At 67.2% G+C, this 24,728-nt stretch carries 25 protein-coding genes; 15 read left to right on the forward strand and 10 right to left on the reverse strand.

What is annotated here, in order from left to right:
* Positions 1 to 25: 25 nt before the first annotated feature.
* The 6 genes from CLV49_RS15690 (at position 26) to CLV49_RS15715 (ending at position 4,494) form a co-directional block, all read left to right on the forward strand.
* Positions 26 to 652, forward strand: a complete 627-nt coding sequence (locus CLV49_RS15690; protein ID WP_106564375.1) for a superoxide dismutase — start codon at positions 26 to 28, stop codon at positions 650 to 652.
* 142 nt (positions 653 to 794) lie between these two features.
* On the forward strand, positions 795 to 1,799 hold the full coding sequence (gap, locus tag CLV49_RS15695; RefSeq protein ID WP_106564376.1) for a type I glyceraldehyde-3-phosphate dehydrogenase: 1,005 nt from the start codon (positions 795 to 797) through the stop codon (positions 1,797 to 1,799).
* Between the two features lie 10 nt (positions 1,800 to 1,809).
* A complete protein-coding gene (locus CLV49_RS15700; RefSeq protein WP_106564377.1) occupies positions 1,810 to 3,021 on the forward strand; it encodes a phosphoglycerate kinase in 1,212 nt (403 codons plus the stop codon).
* On the forward strand, positions 3,015 to 3,803 hold the full coding sequence (tpiA, locus tag CLV49_RS15705; RefSeq protein ID WP_106564378.1) for a triose-phosphate isomerase: 789 nt from the start codon (positions 3,015 to 3,017) through the stop codon (positions 3,801 to 3,803). The genes CLV49_RS15700 and tpiA overlap by 7 nt, the downstream gene beginning before the upstream one ends.
* Before the next feature lie 67 nt (positions 3,804 to 3,870).
* Positions 3,871 to 4,122 carry a preprotein translocase subunit SecG gene (gene secG / locus CLV49_RS15710; RefSeq protein ID WP_106564379.1) on the forward strand — a complete coding sequence of 84 codons (252 nt, stop codon included), beginning with the start codon at positions 3,871 to 3,873 and terminating at the stop codon, positions 4,120 to 4,122.
* Positions 4,123 to 4,134: 12 nt separating this feature from the next.
* The gene (locus CLV49_RS15715) at positions 4,135 to 4,494 is read left to right on the forward strand and encodes an RNA polymerase-binding protein RbpA (protein ID WP_106564380.1); all 360 of its coding nucleotides are present in this window, start codon (positions 4,135 to 4,137) and stop codon (positions 4,492 to 4,494) included.
* An 82-nt stretch (positions 4,495 to 4,576) separates the two neighbouring features.
* On the opposite strand, the gene pgl is transcribed toward CLV49_RS15715, so the two are convergent.
* Genes pgl through tkt form a run of 6 tightly spaced genes read right to left on the reverse strand, consistent with a single transcriptional unit; the run spans position 4,577 to position 12,713 of the window.
* The gene (gene pgl, locus CLV49_RS15720; protein ID WP_106564381.1) at positions 4,577 to 5,347 is read right to left on the reverse strand and encodes a 6-phosphogluconolactonase; all 771 of its coding nucleotides are present in this window, start codon (positions 5,345 to 5,347) and stop codon (positions 4,577 to 4,579) included.
* Entirely contained in the window at positions 5,344 to 6,306 is a 963-nt protein-coding gene (locus tag CLV49_RS15725) for a glucose-6-phosphate dehydrogenase assembly protein OpcA (RefSeq protein ID WP_106564382.1), read from the reverse strand. The genes pgl and CLV49_RS15725 overlap by 4 nt, the downstream gene beginning before the upstream one ends.
* Entirely contained in the window at positions 6,303 to 7,847 is a 1,545-nt protein-coding gene (zwf, locus tag CLV49_RS15730; protein ID WP_106564383.1) for a glucose-6-phosphate dehydrogenase, read from the reverse strand. Before zwf ends, CLV49_RS15725 begins: the two co-directional genes overlap by 4 nt.
* Before the next feature lie 28 nt (positions 7,848 to 7,875).
* Entirely contained in the window at positions 7,876 to 9,486 is a 1,611-nt protein-coding gene (locus CLV49_RS15735; protein ID WP_106564384.1) for a glucose-6-phosphate isomerase, read from the reverse strand.
* Positions 9,483 to 10,592: a transaldolase gene (tal, locus tag CLV49_RS15740; RefSeq protein WP_106564385.1), complete on the reverse strand. Its 1,110-nt coding sequence runs from the start codon at positions 10,590 to 10,592 to the stop codon at positions 9,483 to 9,485. The genes CLV49_RS15735 and tal overlap by 4 nt, the downstream gene beginning before the upstream one ends.
* A 30-nt stretch (positions 10,593 to 10,622) precedes the next feature.
* Positions 10,623 to 12,713 (reverse strand): transketolase, encoded by a 2,091-nt coding sequence (gene tkt / locus CLV49_RS15745; protein ID WP_106564386.1) that lies wholly within the window; start codon positions 12,711 to 12,713, stop codon positions 10,623 to 10,625.
* A gap of 269 nt (positions 12,714 to 12,982) precedes the next feature.
* Between tkt and CLV49_RS15750 the strand changes: the two genes are divergently transcribed.
* Positions 12,983 to 13,903: a heme o synthase gene (locus CLV49_RS15750; protein ID WP_106564387.1), complete on the forward strand. Its 921-nt coding sequence runs from the start codon at positions 12,983 to 12,985 to the stop codon at positions 13,901 to 13,903.
* Positions 13,904 to 14,157: 254 nt separating this feature from the next.
* Here CLV49_RS15750 and CLV49_RS15755 read toward each other — a convergent pair whose 3' ends face one another.
* Positions 14,158 to 15,183, reverse strand: coding sequence for a COX15/CtaA family protein (locus CLV49_RS15755; protein WP_106564388.1), 1,026 nt, complete (start codon positions 15,181 to 15,183; stop codon positions 14,158 to 14,160).
* 331 nt (positions 15,184 to 15,514) lie between these two features.
* On the opposite strand from CLV49_RS15755, the gene sufB reads away from it, so the two are divergent.
* The 7 genes from sufB to CLV49_RS15790 all read left to right on the forward strand — a co-directional run bounded on the left by sufB (position 15,515) and on the right by CLV49_RS15790 (position 22,503).
* Positions 15,515 to 16,933, forward strand: a complete 1,419-nt coding sequence (sufB, locus tag CLV49_RS15760; protein WP_106564389.1) for a Fe-S cluster assembly protein SufB — start codon at positions 15,515 to 15,517, stop codon at positions 16,931 to 16,933.
* The gene (gene sufD / locus CLV49_RS15765) at positions 16,934 to 18,154 is read left to right on the forward strand and encodes a Fe-S cluster assembly protein SufD (RefSeq protein ID WP_106564390.1); all 1,221 of its coding nucleotides are present in this window, start codon (positions 16,934 to 16,936) and stop codon (positions 18,152 to 18,154) included.
* The gene (locus CLV49_RS15770) at positions 18,154 to 18,480 is read left to right on the forward strand and encodes a non-heme iron oxygenase ferredoxin subunit (RefSeq protein ID WP_106564391.1); all 327 of its coding nucleotides are present in this window, start codon (positions 18,154 to 18,156) and stop codon (positions 18,478 to 18,480) included. The genes sufD and CLV49_RS15770 overlap by 1 nt, the downstream gene beginning before the upstream one ends.
* 4 nt (positions 18,481 to 18,484) lie before the next feature.
* Positions 18,485 to 19,249 carry a Fe-S cluster assembly ATPase SufC gene (gene sufC, locus CLV49_RS15775; RefSeq protein WP_106564392.1) on the forward strand — a complete coding sequence of 255 codons (765 nt, stop codon included), beginning with the start codon at positions 18,485 to 18,487 and terminating at the stop codon, positions 19,247 to 19,249.
* 5 nt (positions 19,250 to 19,254) lie between these two features.
* Positions 19,255 to 19,584: a metal-sulfur cluster assembly factor gene (locus tag CLV49_RS15780; protein ID WP_106564393.1), complete on the forward strand. Its 330-nt coding sequence runs from the start codon at positions 19,255 to 19,257 to the stop codon at positions 19,582 to 19,584.
* 55 nt (positions 19,585 to 19,639) lie between these two features.
* A complete protein-coding gene (locus CLV49_RS15785) occupies positions 19,640 to 20,824 on the forward strand; it encodes a MalY/PatB family protein (RefSeq protein WP_106564394.1) in 1,185 nt (394 codons plus the stop codon).
* A gap of 80 nt (positions 20,825 to 20,904) precedes the next feature.
* Positions 20,905 to 22,503: an ABC-F family ATP-binding cassette domain-containing protein gene (locus CLV49_RS15790; protein ID WP_106564395.1), complete on the forward strand. Its 1,599-nt coding sequence runs from the start codon at positions 20,905 to 20,907 to the stop codon at positions 22,501 to 22,503.
* A gap of 42 nt (positions 22,504 to 22,545) precedes the next feature.
* On the opposite strand, the gene CLV49_RS15795 is transcribed toward CLV49_RS15790, so the two are convergent.
* The 3 genes from CLV49_RS15795 to CLV49_RS15805 are packed head-to-tail and all read right to left on the reverse strand — an operon-like array spanning position 22,546 to position 23,923.
* Entirely contained in the window at positions 22,546 to 23,388 is an 843-nt protein-coding gene (locus CLV49_RS15795) for an SURF1 family cytochrome oxidase biogenesis protein (RefSeq protein WP_106564396.1), read from the reverse strand.
* Positions 23,385 to 23,609, reverse strand: a complete 225-nt coding sequence (locus CLV49_RS15800; RefSeq protein ID WP_106564397.1) for a hypothetical protein — start codon at positions 23,607 to 23,609, stop codon at positions 23,385 to 23,387. The genes CLV49_RS15795 and CLV49_RS15800 overlap by 4 nt, the downstream gene beginning before the upstream one ends.
* Positions 23,606 to 23,923, reverse strand: a complete 318-nt coding sequence (locus tag CLV49_RS15805) for a DUF3099 domain-containing protein (RefSeq protein ID WP_106565162.1) — start codon at positions 23,921 to 23,923, stop codon at positions 23,606 to 23,608. Before CLV49_RS15805 ends, CLV49_RS15800 begins: the two co-directional genes overlap by 4 nt.
* An 87-nt stretch (positions 23,924 to 24,010) precedes the next feature.
* Here CLV49_RS15805 and fabG point away from each other — a divergent pair, with 87 nt between their 5' ends.
* A complete protein-coding gene (fabG, locus tag CLV49_RS15810; RefSeq protein WP_106564398.1) occupies positions 24,011 to 24,721 on the forward strand; it encodes a 3-oxoacyl-ACP reductase FabG in 711 nt (236 codons plus the stop codon).
* Positions 24,722 to 24,728: the final 7 nt, after the last annotated feature.

Here is a 24,728-nt window from a genome sequence, read left to right on the forward strand (position 1 = left end):
GAAGGGCGGGAAAGAGGAGATATCGATGGCTGAATACACACTTCCCGATCTGGCTTACGACTACAGTGCGTTGGAACCGAGCATCTCGGGGCGCATCATGGAGTTGCACCACTCGAAGCACCACCAGACCTACGTGACGGGTGCGAACACCGCTCTCGCGCAGCTCGCCGAAGCGCGAGAATCCGGCAACCTCGCGAACGTGAACAAGCTCGAGAAGGACCTCGCGTTCAACCTCGGCGGTCACGTGAACCACTCCATCTTCTGGACGAACATGTCCCCGAACGGCGGCGACAAGCCCACCGGCGAGCTCGCGGCCGTCATCGACGACACGTTCGGCTCGTTCGAGGCGTTCCAGTCCCACTTCACGGCGACCGCGCTCGGCGTCCAGGGGTCCGGCTGGTCCGTGCTCGCGTGGGACGTCATCGGGCAGCGCATCAGCGTCTTCCAGCTCTTCGACCAGCAGGGCAACGTCCCGCTCGGTCTCGTTCCGCTCCTCATGCTCGACGTGTGGGAGCACGCCTACTACCTCGACTACCAGAACGTGCGCGCGGACTACGTGAAGGCATTCTGGAACATCGTCGACTGGTCGAACGTTCAGGCGCGCTTCACCGCAGCGCGCGAGAAGACCGACGGCCTCCTGGTACTGTCATAAGCGATAGGGCCGCCCCGGGCTCCACCCCGGGCGGCCCTTTCTTCTCCGCCGATGACACGATCGTCGGATCGGTGAGACCCACATACCCCCGTCCTCCGGGACAGAAGACAGCGCTTCCGCGCCACATAAACAGGAGTCACTCTTGTCAGTAAAGATCGGTATCAACGGGTTCGGTCGCATCGGCCGCAACTACCTCCGCGCCGCCCTCGCCAAGGGCAGCGACCTCGAGATCGTCGCGGTGAACGACCTCACCGACAACAAGACGCTCGCCCACCTGTTGAAGTACGACTCGATCACCGGCCGCCTCGACGCCACCGTCGAGTTCGACGACGAGAAGATCACGGTCGATGGCAAGGCCATCAAGGTGTTCGCCGAGCGCGACCCCGCGAACCTCCCCTGGGGCGAGCTCGGTGTGGACATCGTCATCGAGTCCACCGGTCGCTTCACCAAGGCCGACGACGCCCGCAAGCACATCGAGGCCGGCGCGAAGAAGGTCCTCATCTCGGCTCCCGCATCGGGCGAGGACGCCACGTTCGTCATGGGCGTCAACGAGCACGACTACGACGCAGCGAACCACCACATCATCTCGAACGCGTCCTGCACGACGAACTGCCTCGCGCCGCTCGCGAAGGTGTTCAACGACAAGTTCGGCATCGAGCGTGGCCTCATGACCACGGTGCACGCGTACACCGCTGACCAGAACCTCCAGGACGGCCCGCACAGCGACCTGCGTCGTGCCCGCGCTGCCGCCGTGAACATCGTCCCCACCTCCACGGGGGCCGCGAAGGCTATCGGCCTGGTCCTGCCGGAGCTCAAGGGCAAGCTCGACGGGTTCGCGCTGCGCGTGCCGATCCCCACCGGTTCCATCACCGACCTCACTGTCGAGACCAAGACCCCTGTCACGGTCGAGGAGGTCAAGGCCGCCTACAAGGAGGCAGCCGAGGGCCCGCTCAAGGGCATCCTCAAGTACACGGAGGACGAGATCGTCTCGAGCGACATCGTCAGCGACCCGCACTCGTCGATCTTCGACGCCGGGCTCCTCCGTGTCCTCGGCAACCAGGTCAAGCTGTCGGCGTGGTACGACAACGAGTGGGGCTACTCCAACCGTCTCGTCGACCTCACCGAGTACGTCGCCGACCGTCTCTGAGCCGGTACCCGTGACTCTGCGCACCCTCGATTCGCTGGGCTCGCTCGCAGGCAAGCGCGTCATCGTCCGTTGTGACCTCAACGTCCCCGTCAAGGACGGGGTCATCACGGACGATGGCCGTGTGCGGGCATCCCTCGCCACCCTCAACGCGCTCCTCACTCAGGGCGCCCGTGTGGTGGTGATCTCCCATCTGGGTCGTCCTGACGGCGAGCCCAAGCCGGAGTATTCGCTGGCTCCCGTCGCTCAGCGGCTGAGCGAGCTTCTCGGCAAGCCTGTGACCTTCGCCTCGGACACCGTCGGGGACGCGGCAGCCGAGGCCGTCGCGTCGCTCGAGGACGGCGACATCGCCCTCCTCGAGAACCTGCGTTTCAACGCGGAGGAGACGAGCAAAGATGCCGCCGAGCGACAGGCCTTCGCCGAGAAGCTCGCCGCTTTCGGCGATGTCTTCGTGTCCGACGGCTTCGGTGTGGTCCACCGCAAGCAGGCGAGCGTGTTCGAGCTCGCGGCGGCTCTCCCGAGCGCCGCCGGACTGCTCATCGCGACCGAGCTCGACGTGCTCGACCGCCTCACGGAGAACCCCGAGCGGCCGTACACGGTCGTCCTCGGCGGGTCGAAGGTGTCGGACAAGCTCGGTGTGATCGGTCATCTGCTTCCGCGGGTCGACACGCTGCTGGTGGGCGGCGGGATGATGTTCACGTTCCTCGCTGCGCTCGGTCACTCCGTCGGTTCGAGCCTGCTCGAGTCCGATCAGATCGAAACGGTCAAGGGTTACCTCGCGGACGCGAAGGAACGCGGCGTCGAGATCGTGCTGCCGACCGATGTCGTCGTGGCGGCCTCCTTCTCGGGGGATGCCGAGCACGAGGTCACGGCGGCCGACTCGATCGAGTCCACGAGCTTCGGCTCGAGCGGTCTCGGACTCGACATCGGACCGGAGACGGCCGCGCTCTTCGCCGAGCGGATCCAGGCATCGAAGACGGTCTTCTGGAACGGCCCCATGGGCGTGTTCGAGCTCGAGCCGTTCGCGGCCGGCACGAAGGCCGTCGCGCAGGCGCTGACCGACGTCGACGGCCTCGGAGTCGTCGGAGGGGGCGACTCGGCTGCTGCTGTGCGAGCCCTCGGCTTCTCAGACGACCAGTTCGGTCACATTTCTACAGGTGGTGGCGCGAGCCTCGAGTTCCTCGAGGGCAAGCGTCTCCCGGGACTGGAGGTCCTCGGATGGTAGTGAACAGAGTCCCGCTCCTTGCGGGCAACTGGAAGATGAATCTCGACCATCTGCAGGCGATCGCCTTCGTGCAGAAGCTCGCGTGGACGCTCAAGGACGCGGGGCACGACGTCGCGGACGCCGAGGTCGCCGTGTTCCCGCCGTTCACCGATCTGCGCAGTGTGCAGACACTGGTTGCGGCAGACAAGCTCCCGATCGCCTATGGCGCCCAGGATCTCTCCGCCCACGACTCCGGTGCCTACACCGGTGAGATCTCCGGTGCGTTCCTTGCTCAGCTCGACTGCACGTACGTGATCATCGGGCACTCCGAGCGGCGCACGCTGCACGGAGAGGACGACGAGCAGGTCAAGGCGAAGACCGCCGCCGCGGTGAAGCACGGGATCGTCCCCGTGATCTGCGTAGGCGAGACTGCCGAGGACCTCGCAGAGCAGGGTCCGAGCGCCGTCCCCGTGGCGCAGCTCACGACAGCTCTTGAGGGCCTCGACGCGTCGGCGGACATCCTCGTCGCGTACGAGCCCGTCTGGGCGATCGGCTCCGGCCAGGCGGCGACGCCCGACCAGGCAGAGCAGGTCGCCGCCGCGTTGCGCGGCGTGATCGCATCGGTGCTCGGGGAGGACGCTGCGGCTCGGACGCGAATCCTCTACGGTGGCTCCGTCAAGTCGTCGAACATCGCCGGCTTCATGCGTGAACCGAACGTCGACGGTGCTCTCATCGGCGGCGCAAGCCTCGATGTGGCCGAGTTCTCCAGCATCGTCCGGTTCCAGAAGCACGTCGGAGTCTGATTCCGCCGGCCGCCGGTTATACTTGACGGCGGCCTCGGATCACCGCGCCGTCGAAGAAAGGTCCTCCGTGGATATTCTGCAAGTCGTCCTCCAGGTCGTGCTGGGAATCACCAGCCTCCTGCTGACGTTCCTGATCCTGCTTCACAAGGGTCGGGGCGGGGGCCTCTCCGACATGTTCGGCGGGGGAATGGGCTCGAATCTGGGCGCCTCGGGCGTCGCTGAGCGGAACCTGAATCGCATCACGGTCATCCTCGGCCTGGTCTGGTTCGCATCGATCGTCGTTCTCGGGCTTCTCACGAAGTTCGCGACGGCCGCTTAGGAAGGCACGGAAATGGCTGCTGGAGGAAGTGCAATCAGGGGCTCGCGCGTCGGCGCCGGGCCCATGGGTGAGCAGGATCACGGCTACCACGCCGACCGGGTGGCGATCTCGTATTGGGACGCGCTCGGCAATGAAACCGTGCGATACTTCGCGGCGAATCTCCCCGACGAGGAGATCCCCGAGATCATCGACTGCCCGTCTTCCGGTCTTCCCGCAGGTCGGGATCGCAACAACCCGCCGGAGGTCGCGAAGCTCGAACCGTACAAGACGCACCTCGCCTATGTGAAGGAACGTCGTACGGAGGAGGAAGCCGAGCAGCTGCTCGACGACGCACTCCGTCAGTTGCGCGAACGCCGCGGAACGAACGCCTGACCACCTGATCTACGACGAAGGCCCCGACCAACACGGTCGGGGCCTTCGTCGTGGGGCGACCTGCGTAAGGCCGACGACGGCGTCAGTAGTCGCGAGCGATCAGGCTGTCGGGTACTTCGGACGCGGCCGCCCGGTCGACGAAGAAGACCGTGCGCTTGCGCCCCTTGATGCCCGCGATGGGAACCTCCGCATAGGATGCTCCGGCGAGAGCGAGCCCGAGCACGGACGCCTTGTCGGAGCCCGACATCTCCACCCAGATCCGCTGGGACGAGTTGAGAACGTGACGGGTGAGGGAGAGGCGCTCGGCCGGGGGCTTCGGCGAGTTCCGAACCGCGACGACGGTCGCTTCGCGCTCGTTCACCTCGGCCCGGTCGGGGAACAGCGACGCGGTGTGCCCATCCGGGCCCACACCGAGGAAGGTGATGTCGAAGATCGGCAGACCGGAATCGGACTCGGCGTGGGCAGCGAGTTCGTCGGCATACGCCGAGGTCGCCTCATCGAGCGTGAGGCCGGCGTCCGACGAGGCGAAGGCGTGGACGCACGTGGACGGCTGATCGATGTGATCGATCAGTGCACGACGGGCCTTCACGTCGTTGCGGTCCTCGTGGTCGGCGGGGACCCACCGTTCATCGCCCCACCAGAAGTGCACACGCGACCAGTCGACTCCGTCACGAGCGGGCGATGCGTTGATGGTCTCGAGAACTCGGACACCCATCCGTCCACCCTCGAGCACCACATTGACGTGGTCGCGCTCGTCGAGGAGATCGATCACCTTCGTGAGGAATCGAGCCGTGATGGAGGCTGCGAGGGCCTCGGCATCCGAGTGGACGAGCACGCGCCGATCGTTCGTCATTCGCCCGAGTGTCCCTTCACTGCGCCGACCTCCGCGAGGAACCGCGGGAGACCGGTGGTCATCACTTCACCGTACAGGACGTCGGGATCGAGCCTGCGCAGCTCCTCGGCGAGGCAGTCCCGAAGGGTCCGGCGTGGGAGGGCGATGTCGTGCGTCGGCTGGTCGGGCTGCCGAAGGGACGCGATGGTCGATTCCGGTCGTTCGAGCGAGATCTCACCACTCGCGCGTTCCAGGGCGACGCCGTGGATCCCTCCGATGCCCGAGCGACCGCTGGTGAGCTCGTGCTGGACGGGCACGTCGAGGGCCATCTCGAGCCAGGTGGCCAGGAGGATGGTCGACGGGGAGTCCGAGGAGCCTGACACCGAGACGGCCGTCACCTCGTCGTACGGCGGCTGGTCGAGCACGGCGGCGAGCTGCGCGCGCCACAGGGTCAGTCGCGTCCAGGCGAAGTCCGTGTCTCCGGGCTTGTAACTCTCCGCGAGACGGAGGAGGGCTGCCTCAGGGTCGTCTGCCGTCGACGAGTCGGTGATCCGCCGCTGGGCGATGTGGCCGATGGGGGAGTTGGCCACATCGGCGGGAGGCTTGCTCGGCCACCACGCGACGACGGGGGCGTCGGGAAGGAGCAGACCCGTTACGAGGCTCTCCTCGTTGCTCGCGGCGTCGCCGCGGGCTCGGAGGATGATGACCTCGCTCGCTCCGGCATCGCCGCCGACGCGGATCTCCGCGTCGAGACGGGGGTCGGCCGCGGCGTTGTCGACGCGGCAGACGACGATGACACGCATGGGGTGCTCGCGCGAAGCGTCGTTGGCGGCCTCGATGGCCTCCTCCTCCTCGCCGTCGGAGGAGACGATGATCAGGGTGAGCACGCGCCCGAGGGCGACGGCGCCGCCGTCCTCACGCAGAGTGACGAGGGTCTTCGACACCGCGCTGACGGTGGTGTCGGGGAGGTCGACGATCACGGACGTCTCCAGGTTCTGCCGTCGCGCTCGATGAGGGCGTCAGCTGACGAGGGACCCCAGGATCCCGGTGTGTACTGTTCGAGCGGGCCGTCCTGCGCGGCCCAGAACTCCTCGATCGGGTCGAGGATCTTCCAGGAGAGCTCGACCTCCTCATGGCGAGGGAAGAGCGGCGGGTCGCCGAGGAGCACGTCGAGGATGAGCCTCTCATACGCTTCCGGGCTCGCCTCGGTGAATGCGTGGCCGTAGCCGAAGTCCATCGTCACGTCGCGGACCTGCATACCGGCGCCCGGCACCTTCGACCCGAAGCGGATCGTGACGCCCTCGTCCGGCTGGACGCGGATCACGAGAGCGTTCTGGCCGAGCTCGGACGTCTGGGAGTCGGCGAAGAGGTGCTGAGGGGCGCGCTTGAACACCACGGCGATCTCCGTGACGCGACGGCCGAGACGTTTACCCGTGCGGAGGTAGAACGGAACTCCGGACCACCGACGGGTGTTGATGTCGAGGCGCATGGCCGCGAACGTCTCGGTCGTCGACTGCGGGTTCATCCCGTCTTCGTCGAGGAATCCCGGGACACGCTCGCCCCCCTGCCACCCGCCGGCGTACTGTCCACGTGCCGTAGCCGTCGACAGGTCCTGCGGCAGGGAGACGGCGGCGAGCACCTTCTCCTTCTCGGCACGGAGGGCGGCCGCGTCGAACGCGATCGGCTCCTCCATCGCGGTGAGTGCGAGCAGTTGGAGGATGTGGTTCTGGATGACGTCACGGGCAGCACCGATGCCGTCGTAGTACCCGGCCCGGCCGCCGACGCCGATGTCCTCGGCCATCGTGATCTGGACGTGGTCGACGTAGTTCGCGTTCCAGATGGGTTCGTACAGCTGGTTGGCGAACCTCAGGGCGAGGATGTTCTGGACTGTCTCCTTGCCCAGGTAGTGGTCGATGCGGAACACACTGTCCGGGGGGAACACCGATTCGACCACGGCGTTGAGCTCTCGCGCGGTGCGGAGGTTGCTTCCGAAGGGCTTCTCGATGACGACCCGTCGCCACTGTCCGTCCTTCTGCTCGGCGAGTCCCGACCGCCTGAGCTGCTCGGTGACCTGGGGGAACGCCTTCGGTGGGATCGACAGGTAGAACGCGTGGTTGCCCATCGTCCCGCGCTCGGAGTCGAGCTCCTCGATCGTGCGCTTCAGGTGCTCGAACGCCGCGTCGTCTCCGAACTCACCGGGGACGAAGCGGATTCCCTGTGCGAGCTGTTCCCACACCTCTTCGCGGAACTCGGTCCGGGCGTACTTCTGGACGGAGTCATGGACGACCTCCATGAAGTCCTGGTCTTCCCAGTCCCGCCGGGCGAACCCGACGAGGGCGAAGCCCGGGGGGAGGAGCCCACGGTTGGCGAGGTCGTACACGGCAGGCATGAGCTTCTTGCGTGACAGGTCCCCTGTCACGCCGAAGATGACGAGACCGCTGGGGCCGGCGATGCGGTTGAGTCGGCGATCCGACTCGTGCCGGAGGGGATTCGAGTCCGCGGTGATAGGGACAGGAGGCATTCAGGTTCTTTCGCTGGAGAGCGCGAGCTCAGTTTGCGGCTTCGAAGAGCGCGGTGATGTCGGCGCCTGCGGCGAGGGTCAGCGTGAGCACGGGACGGCCGTGGTCGGCGAGCACGCTCGCGTCACCGGCAGCCTGGGCGCGGATGAGCTGACCGAGCGTGAACGGCCGACCGGGGACCGGGAGGTCCTCCGTCGTGTTCTCGGTGATCTGCAGGAACACACCGGTGGCCGGTCCACCCTTGTGGTACTGGCCGGTCGAGTGCAGGAATCGCGGCCCCCATCCGAAGGTGACGGGGCGGCCCGCTCGGGCGGCGAGCAGGTCGCGGATGCCATCGAGCTGCGGCGTCGCCACCCGGTCGACGTAGGCCTGGATCGATACGTAGCCGTCCTCGCCCAGCGCCGCGAGGAGCGCGTCGATCGCGCCGCGGACGGTCGACTGACCATCGACGAGCCCGTCCGTCGCTCGCACCTCGACGCCGCCGTCGACGAATGCCGGAGCTGTGGGCTCCGGGGTGGCGTCGAGCAGGCCACGCGTCGCGACCTTCGCCGACTCCACGTCGGGCTGATCGAACGGGTTGATCGCGAGGAGTCGCCCGGCGACCGCCGTGGCGTACTCCCAGACGAGCATCTGCGCGCCCAACGTCCCGCTCACGTGGATCTCGCCGTGGTGGTCGTCCCCGGAGAACAGGTGTCCGTGGGAATCGGCGTCGTCGACGATGCGGACGACCTGGACGTCGGAGTATCCGGCGGTGATCTCCGTCGCGAGAGGCTCGAGGACCACCGGCAGGATTCCCGTACCGAGCTTCCCCGTGGATTCCGCGATGAGCTGCTCGGCCCAGTCGGGGAATCCGACGATGTGGGTGCCGTCGGCCACGATCGCGAGCTTGTCGCGCCGTGGGGACGTCGCGGCGATCGCCGCGCCGAGAATGAGCCCGGGGTTCTGCTCGCTGTCGACGGCGAGCTCGACGGAGATGGCCTGCGCTTCGTCGAGGAGCTCTCCGACGTCGACGCCCGCGAGTCCGCTCGGGACGAGGCCGAATGCGGTGAGCGCCGAGTAGCGGCCTCCGACGTTCGGATCCGCGAGGAACACGCGGTAGCCGGCGTCGCGGGCCGACGACTCGAGGGGCGAGCCGGGGTCGGTGACCACGATGATGCGTTCCGCGGGGTCGATGCCCGCGGCGCGGAACGCCTCCTCGTAGATACGACGCTGGCTGTCGGTCTCGACCGTCGAGCCCGACTTCGAGGAGACGACGATGGCCGTCTCCGCGAGGCGGTCGGCGAGGGCCGCGCGCACCTGACCGGGCGCCGTGGAGTCGAGGACGGTGAGCTCCGCGCCGACGGTCTGCGTGATGACCTCGGGAGCGAGCGACGACCCGCCCATGCCTGCGAGCACGATGCGGGTGACGCCGCGAGCGGCGAGCTGCTCGCGCAGCTCGGCGATCTCGGCCACGAGGGGGCGCGAGATGCTCGCGGCCTCGACCCAACCGAGACGCTTCGAGGATTCCTCGACGGCGTCTGGACCCCAGAGGTCGGGGTTCTGCCCGGTGATGCCGGACGCGACGAGATCGGCGACGAGAGTCGGGACCGCAGTGGCGACGGCCTCGGCGGCCGCTCCGCTCACCTGGATCTTGAAGCTCACTTCGCGCTCTCCAGGGCGGATCCGACGGTCTCGAGCAGTTCGTTCCAGGACACCTCGAACTTCTCGAGGCCCTCCTTCTCGAGCTGGGCCGTGACCTCGTCGTAGGAGATGCCGAGACCGGCGAGGGCGTCGAGGACGGCGTTCGCGTTCTCGTACTCGCCGGTCACGGTGTCACCCGTCACGTCTCCGTGGTCGAACGTCGCGTCGAGCGTCTTCTCCGGCATCGTGTTGACGACTCCCTCGGCCACGAGGCTCGTGACGTAGAGGGTGTCGGAGAGGTTCGGGTCCTTCACGCCGGTCGACGCCCAGAGGGGGCGCTGCGGGTTGGCACCCGCCGCGGTGAGGACCTTGGCCCGCTCCGATCCGAATGCCTGCTCGTAGACCTGGTATGCGAGGCGCGCGTTCGCGACCCCGGCCTTGCTCTTGAGAGCCTCGGCCTCGTCCGTGCCGATCGCGCTCAGTCGCTTGTCGATCTCCGTGTCGACGCGCGACACGAAGAAGGACGCGACCGAGTGGATCGTCGACAGGTCGATGCCGGCGGCTCGCGCCTTCTCGAGACCCGTGAGGTAGGCGTTGATGACCTCGCGGTAGCGCTCGAGGCTGAAGATGAGCGTGACGTTGACGCTGATCCCCGCACCGATGGTCTCCGCGATGGCTTCGAGGCCCTCGACGGTGGCCGGGATCTTGATCATGACGTTCGGGCGGTCGATCTTCGTCCAGAGGCGCTGCGCCTCGGCGATCGTCCCGGCGGCGTCGCGGGCGAGGCCCGGCTCGACCTCGATCGAGACGCGACCGTCGAATCCGGCTGTCGACTCGTAGACCTTCGAGAAGATGTTCGCCGCGTCACGCACGTCGTCCGTCGTGATCTCGAAGACCGCGTCGGTCACATCGGTTCCCTGCGCGGCGAGTTCGGCGACCTGCTTGGCGTACGACTCGCTCTGCGAGAGAGCGCCGGCGAAGATCGTGGGGTTGGTCGTGACACCGACGACATTCTTCTCGGCGATGAGCTGCTCGAGGTTGCCCGACGCGATGCGCTGACGGGAGAGGTCGTCGAGCCAGATGCTGACGCCGGCGTTGGAGAGGGCTGTAGTGGGGTTGTCGCTCATGGGGTGTACCCGTTTCTTCTTCCTGCCCGGTCAGTGACCGAGCGACTCCTTGGCGGCGGCGACGGCTGCTTCCGTCGTCATGCCGAACTTCTTGAACAGCGTCTTGTAGTCGGCCGACGCGCCGAAGTGCTCGATGGACACGCTGCGACCGGCATCTCCGACGATGTGCCTCCAGGACAACGCCAGACCGGCCTCGATCGATACCCGAGCGGTCACGGACGACGGGAGGACCGACTCGCGGTAGGCCTCGTCCTGCTCCTCGAACCACTCGAGAGAGGGGACCGACACCACACGAGCGCCGATGCCCTCCTCGGCGAGGGTCGAACGGGCGTCCACTGCGATCTGCAGCTCGGAGCCTGTCGCGAGGAAGATCACGTCGGTCGTTCCCGTGGGGGACTCGGCCAGGACGTACGCGCCCTTCGCGACGTTCTTCGCCGACGCGAAGGTGTCGCCGCTCGCGTCGCCGTCTCCGCGCTCGAACACCGGGATGTCCTGGCGCGTGAGGGCGATACCGGCAGGCCCGCCCCGACGCTTGAGGATCTCGAGCCACGCGTAGGAGACCTCGTTGGCGTCGCCGGGGCGGACGACAGCGAGGTTCGGGATGGCACGGAGCGTCGACAGCTGCTCGATCGGCTGGTGCGTCGGTCCGTCCTCTCCGAGGGCGACCGAGTCGTGCGTCCAGACGTAGATCGACGGGATCTGCATGAGGGCCGCGATCCGGACGGCCGGCCGCATGTAGTCGCTGAAGATCAGGAAGGTGCCGCCGAAGGCGCGCGTCGGACCGTGGAGGACGATGCCGTTGAGGATCGCGCCCATCGCGTGCTCGCGGATGCCGAAGTGGAGGACGCGACCGTAGGGGTCGCCCGTCCACATCTCCGTCGAACGGCTCGCGGGGATGAAGGACGTGGCGCCCTCGATGGTCGTGTTGTTCGACTCCGCGAGGTCGGCCGAACCGCCCCACAGTTCGGGGACGACCTCGCCGAGCGCCGACAGGACCTTGCCGGACGCCTTGCGCGTGGACACCACCGTGTTCGCCTCGAAGACGGGGAGAGCATCCTCGACCCCTTCTGGCAGCTCGCCGGTGAGCAGGCGGTCGAGGAGCTGCTTGCGCTCCGGGTTGGCCTCGGCCCACGCGTCGAACGACTTCTGCCACTCCGCCCGATCGGCCTCTCCGCGCTCGACGGCGCCGCGGGTGCGCTCGATGACCTCGTCGGAGACCTCGAAGGTCTTCTCGGGATCGAAGCCGAGGACCTTCTTGACGCCGGCGAGCTCGTCGCCGCCGAGGGCCGAACCGTGGATCTTTCCCGTGTTCTGCTTGGTCGGGCTCGGCCAACCGATGATCGTCTTGAGGACGATGAGCGAAGGCTTCGTCGTCTCGGCCTTGGCGGCCTCGATCGCGTCGAAGAGCTCCTGCACGTCCTCGACGTAGTCGCCCGTCTTCTTCCAGTCGACTGTCTGCACGTGCCAGTGGTAGGCCTCGTAGCGGGCCGCGACGTCCTCGGTGAAGGCGACGTCGGTGTCGTCCTCGATCGAGATCTGGTTCGCGTCGTAGATGACGACGAGGTTGCCGAGCTGCTGGTGGCCGGCGAGCGAGGACGCCTCACTCGTGATTCCCTCCTCGATGTCGCCGTCGCTTGCGATGACGTAGACGAAGTGGTCGAAGGGGCTCTCGCCCTGCGGCGCCTCAGGATCGAACAGGCCGCGCTCGTAGCGGGCGGCGTATGCGAAACCGACGGACGAGGCGAGGCCCTGACCGAGCGGTCCCGTTGTGATCTCGACGCCATCCGTGTGGCCGTACTCGGGGTGCCCCGGGGTCTTGGATCCCCACGTGCGCAGCGCCTTGAGGTCGTCGAGCTCGAGACCGTAGCCGCCGAGGTAGAGCTGGACGTACTGGGTCAGCGAGCTGTGGCCGGCCGAGAGGATGAAGCGGTCGCGGCCGAGCCAGTCCTGATCGCGCGGGTCGCGGCGCATGACCTTCTGGAAGAGGAGGTAGGCGGCGGGCGCAAGGCTCATCGCGGTACCCGGATGGCCGTTCCCGACCTTCTCCACCGCGTCGGCTGCGAGGATTCGCGCCGTGTCGACGGCCTTCGCGTCGACTCCGTCCCATTCGAGAACTGCCACGTGACTGATCCTTCCCAATTCGTAACCGAGCGAACAGCGGGTTCGACTCGGTGGGGTGTTGGCGCGCTCGCGGCGCCGCCGTCGACACCGGACGCGCCGCCGCTTCTGACGAGCGAGGAGAGGGGTGCGCCCGATGCGGGCAGGACCAGTATAGGGACGGGAGATGCACGGTTTCCCGATGTTGCATCGCCTCGAAGCGAGGAGTAGTGGAGTGCCGCGCGTTCGACATCGCGTAGAATCGGACGGGACGAGAACCGGTTAGAGGAGCGATGAAGGCAGCCGTAGAAGAACGCGTCGTATCCGAGAGGATCGGCTTCCGTCGAAAGGCGAAGGCCTACGTCGCCCTCACCAAGCCTCGTGTGATGGAGCTGTTGCTCGTCACGACGATCCCGGTCATGATCCTCGCCGAGGGCGGCCTGCCCGACCTCTGGCTCGTGATCGCGACCGTTCTCGGTGGCGCGATGAGCGCCGGGTCCGCTGCGTCCTTCAACATGTACATCGACCGCGATATCGACAAGGTCATGAAGCGGACGAGCAAGCGGCCGCTCGTGACGGGTGACCTCACCCCGAGGGAAGCGCTGGTGTTCTCCTGGATACTCGCGGTCGTCTCGACGGCCTGGCTCCTCGCCTTCACGAACCTCCTCGCCGCCGCGCTGTCGGTCGCGGCGATCGCGTTCTACGTCTTCGTGTACACGCTGTGGCTGAAGCGACGCACGTCTCAGAACATCATCTGGGGCGGGATCGCCGGGTGCTTCCCCGTCCTCATCGGCTGGGCAGCCGTGACGAACTCGCTCACCTGGGCGCCGTTCATCCTCTTCAGCGTCGTCTTCCTCTGGACGCCTCCGCACTACTGGCCCCTGTCGATGAAGTACCGCGAGGACTACAAGTCGGTCGGCGTCCCCATGCTCGGCGTGGTCCGCGGGCGTGCTCAGGTCGGTCTGCAGGTCATCCTCTACACGTGGGCGACGGTCGCGTGCTCGCTCCTGCTCATCCCGGCAGCCGGGATGGGGGTCGTCTACACGGTCACCGCTCTTGGAGCCGGCGTCTGGTTCATCTATGAGACCCACCGTCTCTACAACCTGGCGATCCGGCACGAGACCGTGTCGCCGATGCGCGTGTTCCACGGGTCCATCAGCTACCTGACGATCCTGTTCCTCGCCATCGCGATCGACCCGCTGCTGCCCTTCTAAGCGGCGCGGACATCTCGGACTCGCGACTCTTCTCGCGGGCCGGAGTTCCTGAGCGCTACACATCGAGCCGAGCGCCACACGTTTTCGTGTGGCGCTCGGCTCGACCTGAAGTGGGCGCGATGCGGAGGCGGGCGCGTGGAACGGAGGGAGGGCCGTCAGCGCGGTGACGGTCCTCGACGTGGGGACACCCTCGACGTGGGGCAGCCCGCAACGGGGGACGGCGCTCGACGTGGGGCCAACTGGCCGTCGACCCGTCAGGCGGCGACGGACCCCGTGACGGGCTGGCGCTCGGCCTCGCCGACCGTCGACGCGATCGGGCTCTTCAGGGACAGCACCACGGCGGTCATCGCGGCCGTCAGGAGGCACGCGAGCACCATGTGGATGCCCACGAGGATCTCGGGGAGTCCGAGACGTGCCTGGGTGACTCCGACGATGATCTGAACGATCTCAGTGCCCAGCAGCCACAGCACGAAGGTGCGCGTCCGTGGGCGCGGCGGGAAGCGAACGGCCCCGACGACGAGCACGACGGTCAGGCCCAGTGTGATGTAGGCAGGCCAGCTGTGGACGTGCTGGAGCAGCTCGGGATCGAGCCCGTTGCGCTTGGCGCCGCCGTCTCCAGCATGCGGTCCTGAGCCCGTCGTGAGGATGCCGACGACGACCGTGACGGCGACGAAGAAAGAGGTGAGATGCGCAAGACCCGCGTACCAGGACGGCGCGACGCGCACCCGCGGTCCCGGCGCCTCGTAGACGCGGTACACGAGGACGGCGGCGAGGACGACGAGGACGACGCTCAGCACGAAGTGGAGTCCGACGACGTAGGGGTTGAGTCCGCTGAGGACCGTGATGCCGCCAACGATGGCCTGGAGGAAGACGCTCGCTGCCGGGATGATCGTGAGGACGAACAGGTCGCGGCGCTGTTTCCGGTAGCGGATCACGAAGAGGACCGCGAGGATCGCGATGATCTCCACCGCGAAGAACAGCGTGCGGTTGCCGAACTCGATGATGCCGTGGATGCCCATCTCGGGTGTCGTCACGAAGGAGTCGGCCGTGCAGCGCGGCCACGTGGGGCATCCGAGTCCTGCACCCGTGAGGCGGACGGCGCCGCCCGTTCCGACGATGACGGTCTGAGCGACGAAGTTCGCCCAGACGATGATGCGGACCCGGCGATCGATGCTCGTCGGCAGCCAGGCCCAAAAGTGCGCCAACCGGATCCGCAGCCAGCCCCAGAAGCGCGCGAGCGCCTCCGTGAGACGGTTCGTCGTGCGGGTCGGGGCGTTCATCTCGACTTCTTCCTGCGTTCTTTTGCTGAAAGGCCGCCCGGACGACGTCCCGCGGGCATGCTGCACCCTGTAGAATCGTGGGGTTGAGGCCGGGACCGGATCGGCTGGTGTTCGCGGAGAGGGATTCTCCCGAACGGCGACGGTCCGATCGGTGCTTCCACAACCATTCTACGGAGACGACGAGGTCTCGAGAACCATGCCCGAACGGGTCGGGTGCCCGGGAACGGGGCTCGCTCGTCGGGAGCTGTGCCTCATCGCACGGTGTCACGTGTCGGTTCGGGGAATGCGTGTTCGCACGCCCCTGTTGCCGATGGAGGAGAGAGAGGTAGTCATGTCGGACGTCCTGATCGATCGCCCAGAGCTCGAGAGCCTCGGCGTGTACGAATTCGGCTGGTCGGACTCCGACGTCGCGGGGGCTTCCGCGCGCCGTGGAGTGTCGCCGGAGGTCGTCGCGGACATCTCGCGACTGAAGGACGAGCCGGAGTGGATGCTCAAGCGCCGCATGCGCGGGCTCGACCTCTTCGGTCGTAAGCCGATGCCCACGTGGGGCGCAGACCTCTCGGACATCGACTTCGACAACATCAAGTACTTCGTCCGGTCGACGGAGCGCCAGGCCGCGACGTGGGAAGAGCTTCCCGACGACATCAAGAACACGTACGAGCGCCTCGGCATCCCGGAGGCGGAGCGCCAGCGCCTCGTCGCCGGAGTCGCGGCCCAGTACGAGTCCGAGGTGGTCTACCACCAGATCAACGAGGAGCTCGAGCGCCAGGGTGTCATCTTCATGGACACCGACACGGCGCTGAAGGAGCACCCCGAGTTCTTCGAGGAGTACTTCGGCACGGTCATCCCCGCCGGCGACAACAAGTTCGCGGCGCTCAACACGGCCGTGTGGTCGGGCGGCTCGTTCGTCTACGTCCCCCCGGGCGTCCACGTCGAGATCCCGCTCCAGGCGTACTTCCGCATCAACACGGAGAACATGGGCCAGTTCGAGAGAACGCTCATCATCGCCGACGAGGGCAGCTACGTCCACTACATCGAGGGCTGCACCGCCCCGATCTATAAGTCGGACTCGCTGCACTCCGCCGTGGTCGAGATCATCGTGAAGAAGAACGCCCGCGTTCGCTACACGACGATCCAGAACTGGTCGAACAACGTCTACAACCTCGTCACCAAGCGTGCGATCGCCCAGGAGGGCGCGACGATGGAGTGGATCGACGGCAACATCGGGTCCAAGGTCACGATGAAGTACCCGTCCATCTACCTCACCGGTGAGCACGCGAAGGGCGAGACGCTCTCCGTCGCGTTCGCCGGCCCGGGCCAGCACCAGGACGCCGGGGCCAAGATGATCCACATGGCGCCGTACACGCAGTCGTCGATCGTCTCCAAGTCGATCGCGCGCGGCGGCGGACGTGCCGGATACCGCGGAGAGGTCAGGGTGGACGCCAACGCGCACCACTCGGCCAACACGGTCCGATGCGACGCCCTGCTCGTGGACTCGATCTCGCGCAGCGACACCTACCCGGCGATCGACATCCGCGTCGACGACGTGCAGCTCGGCCACGAGGCGACAGTGTCCCGCGTGAGCGAGGAGCAGCTCTTCTACCTCATGTCCCGCGGAATGCCGGAGGACGAGGCCATGGCCATGATCGTGCGCGGGTTCATCGAGCCCATCGCGCGAGAGCTCCCCATGGAATACGCGCTCGAACTCAACAAGCTCATCGAAATGGGCATGGAAGGATCCGTCGGCTAGATGACGACCGCAGTGCCGGCTGGAACACCCAGCCAGACCCTCGAGACCACCGGCCAACACGGCTTCAAGGCCCACAGCGACGGCGTGGGGCGCTTCGTCCCCGTCCAGACGCGATCGGAGCGCTTCACGTCGACGAACGTCGACGACTTCGCCGCCGTCACGGGACGCGAGCAGTCCTGGAAGCTCACCCCCGTCGACAAGCTCGGAGAGCTCATCTCCGGCGACCTCGACGGCTCGGCGTACGCCGTCGACGCCGATTCCGTCGACGGAGTCTCCGTCGCGTGGGCCGACGCGGCGAGCACCGAGCGCGGGCTCGCCGGCATCCCGGAGGAGCGAGCGGCGGCGAACGCCTGGTCGCAGACAGCCGATGTGCTGCGCATCGATGTCTCCGGAGAAGAGAAGAAGCGCGCAGTGATCCGCCGCTCGACGCTCGGCACGACGCCGCGCGCCGCGCACACGGTGATCACAGCCGCGCCCTTCAGCTCCGGACTCGTGATCCTCGACAGCGCCGGTCAGGCGAAGCTCACGGAGAACGTCGAGATCGTCGTCGGCGACGGCGCCCACCTCACCGTCGTGAGCGTGCAGGGCTGGGACGACGACGCTCTCCACCTCGCCGCGCACTTCGCGAAGATCGGGCGCGACGCCAAGCTCAAGCACGTCGTCGTGTCGCTCGGCGGCTCCGTCGTGCGCGTGAACCCGTCGACGCACCTCGCGTCGGAGGGCGGCGACATCGAGGCGCTCGGGCTCTACTTCTCTGACGCCGGCCAGCACCTCGAGCAGCAGGTCTACGTCAACCACGACGCTCCGCACACCCGCAGCCGCGTGACCTACAAGGGTGCACTGCAAGGGCAGGGGGCCCGCTCCGTCTGGATCGGCGACGTGCTCATCGGGCAGAAGGCCACGGGCACCGACTCGTACGAGCAGAACCGCAACCTCGTCCTCACGGACGGCACCCGCGCCGACTCGATCCCGAACCTCGAGATCGAGACCGGTGACATCGCGGGAGCAGGGCACGCGAGCGCGACCGGCCGTTTCGACGACGAGCAGCTGTTCTACCTGCAGGCTCGTGGGATCTCGGAGGAGGAGGCTCGACGCCTCGTCGTGCGCGGGTTCCTCACCGAGATCGTGCAGCAGATCGACGACGCCGAGCTCCAGGAACGCCTGGGCACGGCCATCGAGGCCGAGCTCGCCGGAACCACCCTGTCAGCGGGTGAGCGCTGATCGTGCAGGAGAACGTCTGCCCGCTCTCCGAGCTGGCACCCAATCAGGCCAAGCGCGTCGTCGTCGGGGGAGCGCCCATCGCTCTCGTCCTCGACGGCGACGGAGTCGTGCACGCCATCGGCGACACCTGCACGCACGGCGATATCTCGCTCGCCGAGGGTTTCGTCGAGGACGACACCCTCGAGTGCTGGGCGCACGGCTCGAAGTTCGAGCTCACCACAGGGAAGCCCCTGACGCTGCCGGCCTACGAACCCGTCCCCGTCTACGCGGTCGAACTCCGCGACGGCGACATCTACATCGACCCGACCGTAACGAAAGAGATCTAGTCCCATGTCTGTACTCGAAATCCGCGACCTCCACGTCAGTGTGGAGACCGATCAGGGAACGAAGCCCATCCTGAAGGGCGTCGACCTCACGATCCGCAAGGGCGAGACGCACGCGATCATGGGGCCGAACGGCTCGGGCAAGTCGACGCTCGCCTACACGATCGCCGGCCACCCCAAGTACACGGTCGAGTCGGGAAGCATCACGCTCGACGGCGAGGACGTGCTCGCGATGAGCGTCGACGAGCGCGCCCGTGCCGGCCTCTTCCTCGCGATGCAGTACCCGGTGGAGATCCCGGGAGTGACCGTCACCAACTTCCTCCGCACCGCCAAGACGGCGATCGACGGCGAAGCTCCGTCGGTGCGCAGCTGGATCAAGGACGTGCGCAGCGCGATGAGCGACCTGCGGATGGACTCCACGTTCGCGGAGCGCAATGTCAACGAGGGGTTCTCGGGCGGCGAGAAGAAGCGCCACGAGATCCTCCAGCTCGAGCTGCTCAAGCCGTCGTTCGCCGTGCTCGACGAGACCGACTCGGGGCTCGACGTCGACGCGCTCAAGATCGTCTCGGAGGGCGTCAACCGCGCCAAGGAGAACACCGGCCTCGGCGTCCTCCTCATCACCCACTACACGCGCATCCTCCGGTACATCAAGCCTGACTTCGTCCACGTGTTCGTCGCCGGGAAGGTCGCTGAGCAGGGTGGGCCGGAGCTGGCGGACCGCCTCGAGGACGAGGGATACGATCGCTATCTCTCCGACGCTCCCGTAGCATAAAGGCCATGGTCACGACGCTCGCTCCCGACAAGTTCGACCAGGTCGAGGAAGCACTCAAGGATGTGATGGATCCCGAGTTGGGGATCAACATCGTCGATCTCGGTCTCATCTACGATCTCGGGTGGGACGACGAGAACAACGCCCTCATCATCCACATGACCCTCACATCGGCCGGGTGCCCGCTCACCGACGTGCTCGAGGAGCAGACGGCCGAGGCCCTCGATGGCGTGGTCGACGCGTTCCGGATCAACTGGGTGTGGATGCCGCCGTGGGGTCCAGAGAAGATCACCGATGATGGACGCGACATGATGCGCGCGCTCGGATTCGCCATCTGACCAACTCGAAGCCGACCGGTTCGCCCCGGTCGGCTTCGTCGTTCCTGGAGGTCCCATGACCGAGCCGACGGACGAGCTGTCCGCTGCACCGATCGACGTGCTCCGCTCCCGAACGAGCGAGAAATGGCGCGAGTACCCCGACGACGTCATCCCCATGTTCGTCGCCGAATCCGACTTCCCTCTCGCAGAGCCGATCGCTCGAGCCCTGCACGCCGCAATCGAGGCGGGCGATACCGGCTACGTCGCCTCCCGGACGGGCCTGCCCGACGCCTTCGCGGGCTTCGCACGGCGGCACTGGGGATGGGATCTCGCCGACGCCACGGTACAGACCACCGCTGACGTGAGCATGGGGATCGTCGAGATCCTGCGGCGCATCGACGTCGGTACGGGGCTCGTCATCACCCCTCCCGTCTATCCGCCGTTCTACATGCTCGCCGACGAGGCGGGCGCCACTGTGGTCGACGTCCCGCTCCTCGAAACGGGCGCGCTCGACCTCGAGGGGATCGAGCGTGCGTTCCGGGCGGGGTCGCGCGCGCTCCTGCTGTGCAACCCGCACAATCCGCTCGGGTACCCGCACGATGCTGGATCCCTCGCCGAGCTCGCCGATCTCGCCGACCGCTTCGACGCCACCATCGTCAGCGACGAGATCCACGCACCCCTCACGCATTCCGACGCTCGCTTCGTCCCGTGGCTGTCGGTGTCGGACGCTGCGCGCCGGACCGGATTCGCGCTGCACGCTGCGAGCAAAGCCTGGAACATCGCCGGGCTGAAGTGCGCCCTCATGATCGCCGCCTCGCCGCGGACCACCGCCGTGCTCCGTTCCCTCCCCGTCGAGGTCGCCTGGCGAACCGGGCAGTTCGGAGTCATCGCGAGCATTGCGGCGTATACGGAGGGCGATGCGTGGCTCGCACGCGCCGTTCGCACCATCGAACGCAACCGCCACACGCTCGTCCGCCGGCTCGGCACCGAGCTCCCGGATGTCGTCGTCTCCGAGCCGCGCGCCGGGTATCTCGCGTGGGTCGACGTCTCGTCACTCGGTCTCGGGGAGGAACCGGCAGACGTCATCCTGCGCCGAGCACGGGTGGCCCTCCGCACCGGCAGCGACTTCGGGCCAGGGGGAGCTGGACGTGTGCGCGTCAACATCGCGTGCGACCCCGCGCTCCTCGAGGAGGCGATCGACCGGATCGTGGTCGTGGCCGACGAGGTACGCGACGCCGATAGGTCGCGCGCGACGTCGTAGACTGGGAGGCTGATCCCCCCTCCACCCCTACCGTCGAAGCGGCGAGCCCCTGCGCGCGCCCGACGAGAAACGGACACACCGTGCTGAGCGTTCACGACCTCGAGATCCGCGTGGGAGCGCGCGTACTCATGGAGGGCGTCGACTTCCGGGTGTCCGATGGAGACAAGATCGGCCTCGTCGGCCGGAACGGCGCGGGCAAGACCACGCTCACCAAGGTGCTCGCGGGGGAGCTGCAGCCGAACGCCGGCTCCGTCGATCTCAGCGGGGAGCTCGGCTATCTGCCCCAGGACCCGCGCTCCGGAGACCCGGAGGAGCTCGCACGCACCCGCATCCTCAACGCCCGCGGCCTCGGCAGTCTCGTGCTCGGTATGCAGGAGTCGACGATGGCGATGGCATCGTCGGACGCCGCAGAGAGCGCCGCAGCCATGAAGCGCTACGGCGACCTCGAGGAGCGGTTCCACACGCTCGGCGGCTATTCGGCCGAGGCCGAGGCTGCATCGATCGCGAGCAACCTCGCGCTCCCGGATCGCATCCTCGACCAGCCCCTCAAGACGCTCTCGGGTGGTCAACGCCGGCGTATCGAGCTGGCGCGGATCCTGTTCTCCGACGCGCGAACCATGATCCTCGACGAGCCCACGAACCACCTCGACGCCGACTCCGTCGTGTGGCTCCGCGACTTCCTCAAGAACTACACGGGCGGATTCATCGTGATCAGCCACGACGTCGAGCTCGTCGGCGAGACGGTCAACCGTGTGTTCTATCTGGACGCGAATCGCCAGGTCATCGACACGTACAACATGAACTGGAAGAACTACCAGAAGCAGCGCGAGGCCGACGAGGAGCGCCGCAAGAAGGAGCGCGTCAACGTCGAGAAGAAGGCCACGACGTTGCAGTTGCAGGCTGCGCGTTTCGGGGCGAAGGCATCGAAGGCCGCCGCCGCGCACCAGATGGTCGCGCGCGCCGAGAAGATGCTCGCGGGTCTCGACGAGGTGCGCGCGGTCGACCGCGTCGCGAAGCTGCGCTTCCCGCAGCCGGCCCCGTGCGGGCGGACACCTCTCATGGCATCCAACCTCTCCCGGTCGTACGGCTCCCTCGAGATCTTCACCGCGGTGGATCTCGCGATCGACCGGGGAAGCAAGGTGGTCATCCTCGGCTTCAACGGTGCGGGCAAGACCACACTTCTCCGTATTCTGGCCGGCGTCGACAAGCCGGACACCGGCCAGATCGAGCCGGGTCACGGACTTCGCATCGGCTACTACGCCCAGGAGCACGAGACCCTCGACGTCAAGCGATCCGTGCTCGAGAACATGGTGTCGTCGTCGCCGAACATCACCGAGACGGAAGCGAGGAAGGTGCTCGGCTCCTTCCTCTTCACGGGCGACGACTCGCACAAGCCGGCCGGCGTCCTCTCGGGCGGCGAGAAGACACGACTCGCTCTCGCCATGATCGTCGTCTCCGGGGCCAACGTGCTCCTCCTGGACGAGCCGACCAACAACCTCGACCCGGCGAGCCGCGACGAGATCCTGGACGCTCTCGCGCACTACGAGGGCGCCGTGGTCCTCGTCAGTCACGACGAGGGTGCGGTCGAAGCCCTCAACCCCGAGCGTGTGCTCATCCTGCCCGACGGGGTCGAGGATCACTGGAACAAGGACTACGCCGAGCTCATCTCGCTCGCCTGAATAACGGGCCCCGCGATCGTCTCGTCGCGGTCCACCGCGGGATCAGCGTGAGGCGTCGATCAATTCGTCCTCGACGTCCGCGTCCGTCCGCTTCTCACGTCGTCTGCGCTCGCGCTTCTCGGCTCGCTCCTGCTCCTCGGGGTCGTCGGCGTTGAGAGCGCGGTACTCCTGACGGATCGCGTACCCGAGGAAGACGAAGCCGAGGATCCCGAAGATGAGCCATTGGAAGGCGTAGGACAGGTGGGCGCCCTCGTCCGCGACGGGACGTTGCGCCGCAGCCGGTCGGGTCTCCGCCGGCGCCGGCGACTCGTCGACGAGCAGGCCATAGGCGCCGGTGTACGTGGGTTCCCCGATGCGCTCGGCCAGCTCGGGCAGGTGGATCGTCGCGATCTGGCCCTCGCCCGCGCCGCGGCCGGCGACCGTCGGCTCACCCGGGCGCAACCGCACCGTCACCGTCACGGTGCCGCTCGGTGCGGCCGGGACGACATCCGGGAGATCCTGCTCGTTGCCCGTCGGCAGCCATCCTCGGTCCACGACGAACACGGAGCCGTCCGTGGTCCGGAACGGGACGAGCTGCTCGAAGCCGGGCTGACCTCCACGCGGACGATTTCTGACGAGGACCTCGTCGTCGGTCAGATACGTACCCTCGAGGACGACCGGGCGCCACTCGTCGGCCGGGTCGAACGCATCGAGGTCGGGCAGGAGCGCGTCGACGGCGACGGGACGCGCATCGTAGTTGTCGGTGACCAGGGAGATCTCGTGGGTCTTCTCCGCGCGGCGGGCGAGCTGCCAATTCGAGAGGAGCACGCAGACGATCGCGAACACGATCGCGACGGCGAGGTACCCGAACCACCTCCGCGAGAACGCGAAACGCCAACGGTTCATCGTTCGCTCTCCGCGGCCAGGGGAACGACGGACACCGGGAAGTCTCGAGCCGCTAGGAAGTCGTGCAGATAGTCGACATGCTCGTCGCAGGCGAGCCAGACCTTGGTGCGTTCCGGGCCGTGGATACGGGGATTGCGCCATTCGACCCGCGAGGTCGCCGTGGCGACGCAGCCCGCGCGTGAACACGTGTGGCGAGCGATCTCGCCGCCGAGCCCGATCACAGCCGGTCTCCGTCCGTCTCCTGATCGGCACGTGCGTCGGTGCGCCGGTCGCCACGCTCGATGGAGAGGGGAGCGGCGAGTCCGGGCTGCTCGACCGTTCCGCGACGACCATCGCCGACGTTCGCCAGCACGACGGCGATGTAGGGGAGGACGATAGCGCCGATCGCGAACACCCACATCCACCAGCCCGGCACCACGAAGATGAGCAGGATGCAGACCATTCGAACGCTCATCGCGATGGTGTACTTGCGCATCCGACTCCGACGCTCGTCGTCCGGCGACGGCGGGAGGGTGGTGATGGAAGGCTGTTTCATGGTCGTCACCAGCCTACGTCCATCTCCTAGGCTGTACGCCGGGGGTAGGCATTATCGCGGCCCCCTTGCACGTTCGAAAAGGATCTCATGACTACTGCACGTACCGTTCTCGTCACCGGAGGCAACCGGGGCATCGGCTTCGCGATCGCGGAGGAGTTCATCGCCGCCGGCCACCGCGTCGCCGTCACCGCCCGCTCGGGTTCTGGACCCGACGGCGCTCTGACGGTGCGCGCCGATGTGACCGACGCCGCATCCGTCGACGCGGCCTTCTCAGAGGTGGAGCGTGAACTCGGACCGGTCGAGGTCCTGGTGTCCAACGCGGGGATCACCGCCGACACGCTCCTCATGCGCATGTCGGAGGACGATTTCGACCGCGTCGTCGACACGAACCTCGGCGGATCGTTCCGTGTCGTCAAGCGCGCGTCGAAGGGCATGCTCAAGGCTCGCTTCGGTCGTATCGTCCTCATCTCGAGCGTCGTGGGTCTCTACGGCTCGCCCGGGCAGGTGAACTATGCGGCTTCCAAGGCCGGACTCGTGGGTATGGCCCGATCCATCACCCGGGAGCTCGGCGCCCGCGGGATCACGGCCAACGTCGTCGCGCCCGGTTTCATCGAGACGGACATGACCGACGCTCTTCCGGCGGAGCAGCGGGCCGAGTACTTGAAGTCGATCCCGGCCGGTCGTTACGCGACGTCGGCAGAGGTCGCGAAGGTCGTCTCGTGGATCGCCGGCGACGACGCCGGCTACATCTCCGGTGCTGTCATCCCTGTCGACGGAGGCCTCGGGATGGGGCACTGACCCGCCG

Source organism: Labedella gwakjiensis (genome assembly GCF_003014675.1).
Lineage (GTDB): Bacteria > Actinomycetota > Actinomycetes > Actinomycetales > Microbacteriaceae > Labedella > Labedella gwakjiensis.